The organism is Actinomadura sp. 6K520, assembly GCF_004349245.1.
Lineage (GTDB): Bacteria > Actinomycetota > Actinomycetes > Streptosporangiales > Streptosporangiaceae > Spirillospora.
In genome coordinates this window covers 1-9,816 of record NZ_SMLC01000221.1, presented here as the reverse complement: position 1 = coordinate 9,816, position 9,816 = coordinate 1, and the positions used below count along the sequence as shown (strand labels likewise).

The window sequence follows — 9,816 nt, the reverse complement described above, 5'->3', positions numbered from 1 at the left end:
TCATGACGGGCTGTATTGAAAATGGGTGATCCCGCAGTCGCCCCGTGACTGCGGGATCACCCATTTTCAATACAGCCCGTCATGATGGCACTACTCTGAGCGAATATCGGTGTCCGACCGCCCTCGATTCCCGGAGTATCGATGCCGAACCTCGCCACCAGCGTCATCGTGGGCGCGGTGGTCGCGCTCATGCCGGCCGCCTCGCCGGAGTCGGCGACGTCCCTCCGGCTCACCCTCGACCACCCGGACCGGGGCACGTCGCGGAGCGTCACGCTGCGTTGCGATCCGCCGGGCGGCAGCCACCCCGGGGCGGCGCGGGCGTGCTCGGAGCTGAGCGGATCCGGCGGCGAGCCCGGCCACGGTCCGGACGGCCGGATGTGCACGGCGGTCCACTCCCCCGTAGTCGCCCGGGCGGCCGGACGATGGCGCGGCAAGCCCGTCCGCTTCCGGGTCGAGTACGGCAACGACTGCGTCATGCGTTCGCACACCGGATCGGTTTTCGCCTTCTGACGGCAGCCCAGGGCCCGTTGTGGAAAACAGTCCGCATAGGAGCGCCAACCATGGGTAAGGCGCGCACACATGTTTACGCGAGCCGCCCGGCAGTATTCGGAAGGATGTGCGCGCGATGCCACCCAGGGTCAGCGACGTGATGACGGCGGCTCCGGAGACGCTGCCGCTGGACGCGACGCTGTACGAGGCCGCCCGCATCATGCGGGACCGAGGAATCGGGGACGTGCTGGTCACCTACGCGGGACGCCTCTGCGGCGTCGTCACCGACCGTGACATCGTGGTCCGCGCGGTCGCCGAGAGCCGCGACACGTCGCTCACCCCGCTCGGCGACGTCTGCACCGCCGAACTGACCACCGTCGGCCCCGACGACGACACCGGGACCGCGGCCCGGCTGATGTGCGAGCGGGCGGTCCGGCGCCTCCCCGTCGTGGACGCCCAGCACCGGCCGGTCGGGATCGTCTGCATCGGCGACCTGGCCGTGGCCAACGGCGACGGCGGCCCCCTTCCGGAGATCAGCAAGGCGCCCCCGAACAACTGAACCCCCGAACCGGGCGGCCCGGTCCCCCGGCCCCGCCCATAGGCCATGAACGACAGCCCCCAAGACCATGAACCACAGCCCCCGACACGACACCCGAACCGCCCCACGACCAAGCCCGCCGATGCGCCGCGCCCGGCGCACACCGGCAGCCGCCCCACCACGGGAAACACAGTATGAACCGGGGACATCACGGACGGGGAGCGGGCCAGGCGCCGCCGACCCCGGAACTCGGAACGCAGGATAATCTCGGAGGGGTGACGCCCACCGAAACCGTCCTGACGGACCAGCTCGCGTTGGAGATCGCCCGGCTGGGCATGGTCGGCGAGTCCTCCGACATCGGCACCCTCCACCGGGTGACCGACCTCGCCTCGCGCGCCGTGCCCGGATGCGCGGGAGCTTCGAGCGTGCGGTGGGCCCTTCCCGCCGAGCCCGCGAACGACCCGGGCGCCGCGCTCGGCCTCCCGGCGGACGACGCCGAGGACCTGCCGCGCGTCCCCCGGCAGGACCGGAGCCCCGAGAGCGCGCCGTCCGGCATCGCGGTACCCGAGGAGTTCCGGCCGGAACCGCTGGCCGCCGCCGCCAGCCATCCCGACCTCGCCGAGATCGTCGAGCGGCAGCTGGTCCGCGGCCGCGGGCCGGTCTTCGACGCCGTGCTGGACCGCCGGCCGCAGACGTCCGACGACATCCTCGCCGAGACCCGCTGGCCCGAGGCGATGGCCGACATGCTGCGCCGCGGGGTGCGCTGCTTCACCACGACGCCGCACCTGAACCCGCCCGTCCTGGTCACGCTCACCCTGTACGGGGTGACGCCGAAGTCGCTCGGCCCCGCCCAGCACGGCCTCGCGTCGCTGCTCATGGCCCAGGGCAGTGCCGCCGTCAGCAACACCCGGCAGTACGACGACGTCCACCGGACCGCCATCCAGCTGCAGGAGGCGGTCGAGGCCCGCGCCATCGTCGACCAGGCGAAGGGGATCCTCATGCACGCGCTGGGCTGCGACGCCGACACGGCCTTCGCGGAGATGCGCCGCATCTCACAGACCCGCCACGTGAAGCTCACCGCACTCGCCCAGCGTATCGTCGGTGGTCAGGGGCTTCCCTAGGTCATGGATCTAGGCGCATGGGGGTGAGGCGCATAGGCTGCGCTCAGCCGGGTGCGACCACGGCCCGGCGGCGCGGCGCCGACACCGCGGTCAGGCCGGTCACAGCCCGGCCCGACCCGCTTCCATCGTGCGACGCGGACGAGAGGGAGACCAGATGCACGATCAGCCCGACCAGCTCGAACCCGAGACCCTGCAGCGGGAGATCTCGGACCTCGAGGGGCGCATCGGTGAGCTGCGCCAGGCCGCCGGTGTGCCGCAGCCCGACCTGCGCGCCACCCTGGACGCGGCCCTGGTCGAGCTGGAGCTGGCGCTGACGGTGCTGCGGAGCGCGGGCACCGAGCACACCGGCGAGCAGGGCGGAGCGGCCGCGGCCGAGAACGAGCGGCGGGTGCTGCGCACCGTCTTCCAGGACGCCCCGGTGCCGCTGTTCCTCCTCGACCGGAACACGACCGTCCGCCGCGTCAACCGGCAGGCCGCCGCCCTGCTCGGCACGCCCGCCGGCTACGTGTCGGGCAAGCAGTTCACGGCCTTCTGCGACATGGCGACCCGCGCGGCGGTGCGGTCGCAGATCGCCGCGGTCGTCCGGACCGGACGGCGCCACCCGGTCAAGGTCCGGTTCCTCGGCCGCGACCACCCGATCGACGCCACGGTGACGCTGGCCCGCGTGTGGATCCGCGGCGAGCCCGACCCGATGGTCGTGGCGGCCGCCGGGCCGGCGAACGCACCGGCCGGTGACACGGACCCGTCCCCGGGGCAGGCGAAGCCCAGGCGGTCGGCGGCCGGCCGCGCCGCGCCCGCCCCGTCCCCGGCCGGGGCGGCTCGGACCGCGTCGGCCCGGGGCGCCTCGGGCCGGACGGCGGCGGCCCAGGCGGTGTCCGCCCAGGGGGCGTCGGCCCGGACCACATCGGCCCAGACGGTCTCCACCGGCACCGCGCCCGCGCCGGACGTGCCCGCGCGCGAGGAACCCGCGCACGCGAGAAGCACCCACGCCACCCAGCCGGACGACGAGGCGATCGCCACGATCGTCCACCGGATGGACGTCCTCGCCACGGCCAGCGAGCTGCTGCTCGACGAACCGGTGTTCAACGAGACCGTGGCCATCCGGCGGTGCGCCCGGCTGCTGGCCGCCGAACTGGCCGACTGGGCGTTCATCGACCTGACCGGCGGGAACGGCGGCCCCGGGTCGCCCCCGCAGGGCGGCGCGCATTCCGCGGGCGCACCGCCTGCGCTGCGCCGCCAGGTGGTGATGGGCCCGGAGGACGAGCGTTCCGTCGAGGCCGCGCGGATGCTGGAAGAGGTGGAGCCCGTCCAGGGCACCCTTCCCCACACCGTCTTCGTCACCCGGCAGAGCGCGCTGCGGCCGCACCTGGAGAACCTGGACGTGCTCGGCGTGTGCCCGGACGGCCAGCCCCTCTGCGGCAAGATCGGCGTGACCTCGGTGCTGAGCGTCCCGATCGAGGACGGCGACCACGCCATCGGGACGATCACCCTGGCGGCGAGCGGCGAGTACGGCCCGTTCGACCTCATGGACCTCGGGGTCGTCCAGCGGCTCGGCCGCTACCTGGCCCTGGTGATCCGGGCGGCGCGGCTCTACCGGCGCCGCGCCGAGGTCGCCGATACGCTCCAGGCGGGGCTGCTGCCGAAGGCGCTGCCCGCCATCCCCGGCGTGAGCGTGGCCGCGAAGTACCTGACGGCGACGCACGGCTCGGAGGTCGGCGGCGACTTCTACGACGTGTTCCGCACCGAGAACGGCTGGGGCCTGATCCTCGGCGACGTGTGCGGCAAGGGCGAGGACGCGGCGGCCGTGACCGCGGCGGCCCGGCACTGCGCGCGGCTGGCGGCCCGGTGGAAGGCCGACCCGGGGGACGTCCTCGGCATCGTGAACGAGGCGCTGATGGACGAGGACCGGTTCGTCACCGCCGTGATGGCCGGGCTGACGGTGGAGACCGAGCGGGTCATCGTGTCGCTGGGCACCGCGGGGCATCCGCCCGCGCTCGTCGTGCGCGCCGACGGGGTGATCCGGTCGGCGTCCCGCGGCGGCGTCCCGCTCGGCCTGTTCGAGGACTTCGAGGCCGGCCAGGACACGATCGAGCTCGGTGTCGGCGACACCCTCATCCTGCACTCCGACGGCGTGCTGGAGGCGTGCAACATGCTGCGGCAGGAGTTCGGCCAGGAACGCCTGCTGGAGGCCCTCGCCGGGCACGCGGGCGACACGCCGGCGGGCATGCTCGACGCGGTGGAGGAGGCGCTGCTCCACTACTGCGACAGCGACCTGCGCGACGACGTCTCGATGCTCGCGCTGCGGGTGGAGCCGGCGTCGCTGGACTAGACACGATGCCAGTGATGCCCGAGCTGATGGACTGACGAACGTTTTGCTGGGGTAAGTGGCTTCCATGACCACGGACCCCGCCGACAAGCCCCGCAACGAGACCGAGCACGAGCGCCTCGACCGGCAGTTCGTCGAGTTGCTCCAGGGGTTCCGCGTCGCCGTCACCGGCGTGCAGGTGCTGTTCGCGTTCCTGCTGATCGTGCCGTTCTCCACCCATTTCGAGAAGGTCGAGGGGCCGGGGACGACGCTGTTCTACATCGCGCTGTTCGGGGCGGCGTTCGCCTCGATCTGCTTCATCGCGCCGGTGTTCCACCACCGGATCCTGTTCCGGCTGGGGCAGAAGCCGCTGCTGATCCGCCGCGCCAACATGTTCGGGATCATCGGCGCGCTGGCCCTGATGGCGTCGATGACCGCGTCGACCACGCTGATCGTCCAGGCGGTTTCGAGGGAGGCGGGCTGGACGATCCTCACCGCGGTGATCCTGCTGCTGCTGTGCGCCTACGTGTGGTTCGTCCAGCCGTACCTGACCCGGCTGAAGGCGAGCCGGCCGAAGCGGCCGAAGCGGCCGAGGGCCTCCTGACCGGCCGCCCCGCCGCGTCGTCCCGGCTCAGTAGGCGCGGCCGAAAACGACCCGCTTGCCGTAGGCGGACGGCCGGCCGCACTTCACGCAGTCGCCGGTCTCCTCGGGCGCGTCGGACACGATGACCCGGGGCGTCGCGGCGGTCTCGGCCTTGATGTCGTCCTCGCAGGCGGTGTCCCCGCAGTGGAACGCGCGGGCCCAGCCGGACGCGACCTGCGCGGCGAACGCGTCCCAGCCGTCCACCGCGGCGGTGTTCTCCTCGCGGAACGCCTCGGCCCGCCGCAGCAGGAACGCCTGGAACTCGTCGAGCATCCCGGGCAGCAGCTCCGCCACCTTCTCCAGCGGAATCTGCTCCTTGCCCTGGCCCTCGACCGTAGGCAGCCGACGCACGACTGTCGCGACACCGCCGTCGATGTCGCGCTTGCCCAGCTCGATGCGGACGGGGACGCCGCGCATCTCCCACTCGTTGAACTTGAAGCCCGGCGAGAGCTGCGGGCGGTTGTCGTCCACGTGCACGCGGACGCCCGCCGCCTTGAGCGCCGCGCCCAGCCGGCGGGCCTCCGCCGCGGCCAGTTCGCCCTGCTCCTTGCGCCCGATCGGGACGATCACGACCTGGTACGGCGCGAGCCGCGGCGGCAGCACGAGGCCCTTGTCGTCCCCGTGCGTCATGATCACGCCGCCGATCATGCGGGTGCTCATCCCCCAGGACGTCGTGTGCGCGAGCGTCAGGGCGCCCGCCTCGTCCTGGTACTGGATCTCGAACGCCTTGGCGAAGTTGGTGCCGAGGTAGTGCGACGTCCCGGCCTGGAGGGCGCGGCCGTCGCGCATCATGCCCTCGATCGTGTAGGTGCGGACGGCGCCGGCGAACCGCTCACCGGGCGTCTTCTCCCCCGGGACGACCGGCATCGCCGCCAGGTCGCGGGCGAGGTCGGTGTAGGCGCCCAGGGCCCACATCGTCTCGCGCATCGCGTCGTCCTCGTCGGCGTGGGCGGTGTGGCCCTCCTGCCAGAGGAACTCGGTCGTCCGCAGGAACATCCTCGGCCGCATCTCCCAGCGGACGACGTTCGCCCACTGGTTCAGCAGCAGCGGCAGGTCGCGGTGGGAGTCGATCCACTTGGCCATGTACTCGCCGATGACCGTCTCGGACGTCGGCCGCACGACCAGCGGCTCCTCCAGGTCCTTGCCGCCCGCGTGGGTCACGACGGCCAGCTCCGGCGAGAAGCCCTCGACGTGCTCGGCCTCGCGCCGCAGGTAGGACTCCGGGATGAACATCGGGAAGCACGCGTTGTCGTGCCCCGCGTCCTTGATGCGCCCGTCCAGGTCGGCCTGGAGCAGCTCCCACATCCGGTAGCCGTACGGCCGGATGACCATCGTGCCGCGCACCGGCCCCCGGTCGACGAGCTGGGCCTGAACGACCACCTCGTTGTACCAGGCGGAGAAATCCTCGCTCTGCGGCGTCACACCTTCTCGACTCACGGCATTCAGGGTACTGACTCGCGGCGCACCGCACGGACGCTTCCCCGTCGCGCCGGCCCCCTTCGCTACGCTCGCGGGATGCGCTGGTCCCAGATGTTCGTGCCCACGCTCCGCGACGACCCCGCCGAGGCGGACGCGCCGAGCCACCGGCTGCTGCTCCGGGCGGGGTACGTCCGGCAGCTCACCGCGGGCCACTACTCGCTGCTGCCGCTGGCCGTCCGGGTCCGGGCGCGGATCATCGAGATCATCCGCGCGGAGATGGACGCGATCGGCGCGCAGGAGATGCTGCTGCCCGCCCTGCACCCGGCGGAGCCGTGGCAGCGCTCGGGACGCTGGGACCTGATGGGCCAGGAGATGTTCCGGCTCCGCGACCGGCGCGGCGCCGAGCACGCCCTCGGCATGACGCACGAGGAGATCTTCGCGACCGTCGCCCGCGAGCTGAACTCCTACCGGCGGCTCCCGCAGCAGTGGTACCAGTTCCAGACCAAGTTCCGGGACGAGCCGCGCCCCAAGGGCGGCCTCATGCGGACCCGCGAGTTCACCATGAAGGACGCCTACAGCTTCGACCTGGACCCCTCCGGCCTGGACGCGTCGTTCGACGCCTACCACGGCGCCTACACCCGGATCTTCGCCCGGCTCGGCTTGCCCGCGCTCGCGTGCGAGGCGTCCAGCGGGACCATGGGCGGCTCGGACTCGACCGAGTTCATGTGCCCCGCCGACGTCGGCGAGGACCTCGTCGTCCACTGCCCGGCCTGCGGCTACGCCGCCAACATCGAGCGGGCGACCGCCGTGCTCCCCGCCGCGTCCGACGGGCCGGGGCCGGCCGCGCCGGAGCGGTTCGACACGCCGGGCGTCCGCACCATCGAGGACCTCCGCGCGTACGACGCGCCGGACGACCGGCAGATCAAGACGCTCGTCTACGTGCTGGACGGCACGCTGACCCTCGTCCTGCTGCGCGGCGACCACCCGCTCAACGAGCAGAAGCTCGTGGACGCGACCGGCGCCACCGGCATCCGCGCCGCCGACCCGGCCGAGATCCAGGACGCGCTGGGCGCGCTGCCGGGCAGCCTCGGCGCGGTCGACGCGTTCCTGCCCGCGCCCATCCCCGTGATCGCGGACGAGGCGCTGCGGGGGCGCCGCGACATGTTCACGGGCGCGAACACCGACGACGTCCACCTGCGCGGCGTCGACGTCGAGCGCGACATCGAGGTCGGCAAGTGGGCGGACCTGCGGGAGGTCGAGGCGGGGCAGCGCTGCGTCCGCTGCGGCGAGGCCCTGGAGATCCAGCGGGCCATCGAGGTCGGCCACATCTTCAAGCTCGGCGACCGCTACGCCCGCGCGCTCGGCGTCGAGGTCCTGGACCCGGACGGCCGGCGCGTCCCGGTGGTCATGGGCAGTTACGGCATCGGCGTCGAGCGCGCGATGGCCGCGATCGTCGAGATCCACAACGACGACCGCGGCATCGTCTGGCCCCTGGCCGTCGCGCCCTTCCAGGCCACCGTGGTCGTCGCCCAGTCCGACGACGCCGACGTCGCCAAGGCCGCCGAGGACGTCTACACGTCGCTGAGGGGCGCGGGTGTCGACGTGGTGATCGACGACCGCGCCGAGCGCGCCGGGGTGAAGTTCCGCGACGCCGAACTGACGGGCATCCCGTTCCGGGTGACCGTGGGCCGCCGCGGGCTGGCCGAGGGCGCCGCCGAAGTGACCACCCGCGCCACCGGCGAGACGGAGAAGGTGCCGCTGGACGCCGTCGTCGCGCACGTCCGCTCGCTCGTCGGCCGCTGAGAGCGCGAGCTCCGCACGGGCGGGGTCCGCCTCACTCGCCGCGGTCGTCGGGGCCGTCGGGGCCGTAGGCGTGCAGTGCCACCTCTTCCTTTCCCGTAATGAGGTGCTTGGTCAGGAAGAACCGGCCCCCGGCGTACTGGCGGTAGGAGCCGCTGCGCAGGGGGAAGTCGGCCTTGCGGGTGAGGCCCCACATGATCGTGGTCTTGCCGGTGGCGGGGTCGACCGACACGAGGCGGGGCGGCTTGCCCCTGCCCTTGGCGAAGGCCCCGGGCTGGGCGGCGATGAGGCGGCCGCCGTCCATCGCGACCGGGAACAGGTGGTTGCCGTCCGGGTTGTCGGTGCCCCAGCGGACACGGCCGGTGGCGAGGTCGAAGGCGACGATCGGCGCGAACCGCCGTCCCCGCTTCGGCCCGGCGCCCGATCTGACGTACAGGGTGTCCTCGGTCACGACGGCGTGCTCGCAGCGGGTCGGGTCCTCGCTGTCGACGGAGCACCGCACCGTGCCTTGGATGTCGAAGTTCGCGGTCTGCGCTCCGGACGGGTTCAGGACCGCGACCCGCCACGCGCGCTCGCGCCGGCCGTCGAGGCGGAGCCCCAGGACGACCGGGCTGCTCGACAGCATCCCGTCGACCACGTATCCCGGGGGCGCGTCGTAGGTCCACAGGTACCGGCCGGTCCGCGGGTCGATCCCGTGCACGCCGCCGACCCGGCCCTTGTCGGCGTCGCAGGACCGCCCGGCCACGAGCGCGGGGCCGCCCGCCATGCCCTGGATCGCGCAGTCCGCGCTCTGGCTGTCGGTGGTCCAGCGCGGCCGTCCGTCCGCCAGGTGGAAGGCGGCGGTGCCGTAGAGCCAGTCCACGACGACCGTGTCCCCGGCGATCACGACCTGGCCGCGCCGGTGCCGTTCCCCGGTGATCGGCCGCTCCCACAGCTTCGTGCCGTTCCGCAGATCGAGGACGGCGATCCGTTCGCAGCCGAACTCGCCCCGCCCGAACTGGACGGCGACCCGGCCGCCCGCGGGCCGGGCCGAGGCCGTGCACACCCCGCCGGGCAGCGGTACCGCCCATCGCGGCTCGCCGGTGGCGGCGTCGTACCCCGTCACCTCCCGGGGGCGGGTGACCGCCAGGGTCGAGCCGGTCGCCCAGGTCGTCGGGCGCAGGTGGCCGCCGCCGCTGACCGTCCGGCCGTCGAGACTCCACAGCGCGTCGTCGCGGTCGGCGCCGCACGCGGCGGCCGCCGGCAGGAGCGCCAGCGCGGCGAGCAGGGACGCCGGCCGCCAGGGGCGAGTGGACATGAGCGGACTCCGCAACCGCGTGCCTCCCGGATGTCTCGGGCTCTTTCCGATCATTTCGATCATGCCGATCATGCCGGAAAGACGGCGGCGGGTCGGGGTCGTGGCTGGTGGTGGCCAGAATCCGTGCTGTCCAAGATGTGCCCGGGCGTATAAAGTTCCCGCCGTGCGGGTGGTTGTCACGGGGGCGGCGGGTTTCGTCGGGGG

8 protein-coding genes are annotated in these 9,816 nt (G+C 73.1%); 6 read left to right on the top strand and 2 right to left on the bottom strand.

The genetic code is table 11. The annotated features are described in order from the left end of the window. Positions 1-141: 141 nt before the first annotated feature. From E1289_RS33510 to E1289_RS33485, 5 genes are all read left to right on the top strand, one after another. Positions 142-510 carry an SSI family serine proteinase inhibitor gene (locus tag E1289_RS33510; protein ID WP_131987481.1) on the top strand — a complete coding sequence of 123 codons (369 nt, stop codon included), beginning with the start codon at positions 142-144 and terminating at the stop codon, positions 508-510. A gap of 115 nt (positions 511-625) precedes the next feature. Further along, positions 626-1,048: a CBS domain-containing protein gene (locus tag E1289_RS33505; protein ID WP_131987479.1), complete on the top strand. Its 423-nt coding sequence runs from the start codon at positions 626-628 to the stop codon at positions 1,046-1,048. A 254-nt stretch (positions 1,049-1,302) separates the two neighbouring features. Further along, positions 1,303-2,148, top strand: a complete 846-nt coding sequence (locus tag E1289_RS33500) for an ANTAR domain-containing protein (RefSeq protein WP_243713318.1) — start codon at positions 1,303-1,305, stop codon at positions 2,146-2,148. 154 nt (positions 2,149-2,302) lie between these two features. After that, a complete protein-coding gene (locus E1289_RS33490; RefSeq protein ID WP_243713317.1) occupies positions 2,303-4,477 on the top strand; it encodes a SpoIIE family protein phosphatase in 2,175 nt (724 codons plus the stop codon). 64 nt (positions 4,478-4,541) lie between these two features. Then, positions 4,542-5,057, top strand: coding sequence for a DUF6328 family protein (locus tag E1289_RS33485; RefSeq protein ID WP_131987477.1), 516 nt, complete (start codon positions 4,542-4,544; stop codon positions 5,055-5,057). 27 nt (positions 5,058-5,084) lie between these two features. Here the strand turns inward: E1289_RS33485 and proS are convergent, their stop codons facing one another. Beyond that, entirely contained in the window at positions 5,085-6,533 is a 1,449-nt protein-coding gene (gene proS, locus E1289_RS33480; protein ID WP_243713316.1) for a proline--tRNA ligase, read from the bottom strand. Between the two features lie 78 nt (positions 6,534-6,611). On the opposite strand from proS, the gene E1289_RS33475 reads away from it, so the two are divergent. Next, positions 6,612-8,318 carry a proline--tRNA ligase gene (locus E1289_RS33475; RefSeq protein WP_131987475.1) on the top strand — a complete coding sequence of 569 codons (1,707 nt, stop codon included), beginning with the start codon at positions 6,612-6,614 and terminating at the stop codon, positions 8,316-8,318. A 31-nt stretch (positions 8,319-8,349) separates the two neighbouring features. Here the strand turns inward: E1289_RS33475 and E1289_RS33470 are convergent, their stop codons facing one another. After that, entirely contained in the window at positions 8,350-9,612 is a 1,263-nt protein-coding gene (locus E1289_RS33470; RefSeq protein ID WP_165970714.1) for a PQQ-binding-like beta-propeller repeat protein, read from the bottom strand. Positions 9,613-9,816: the final 204 nt, after the last annotated feature.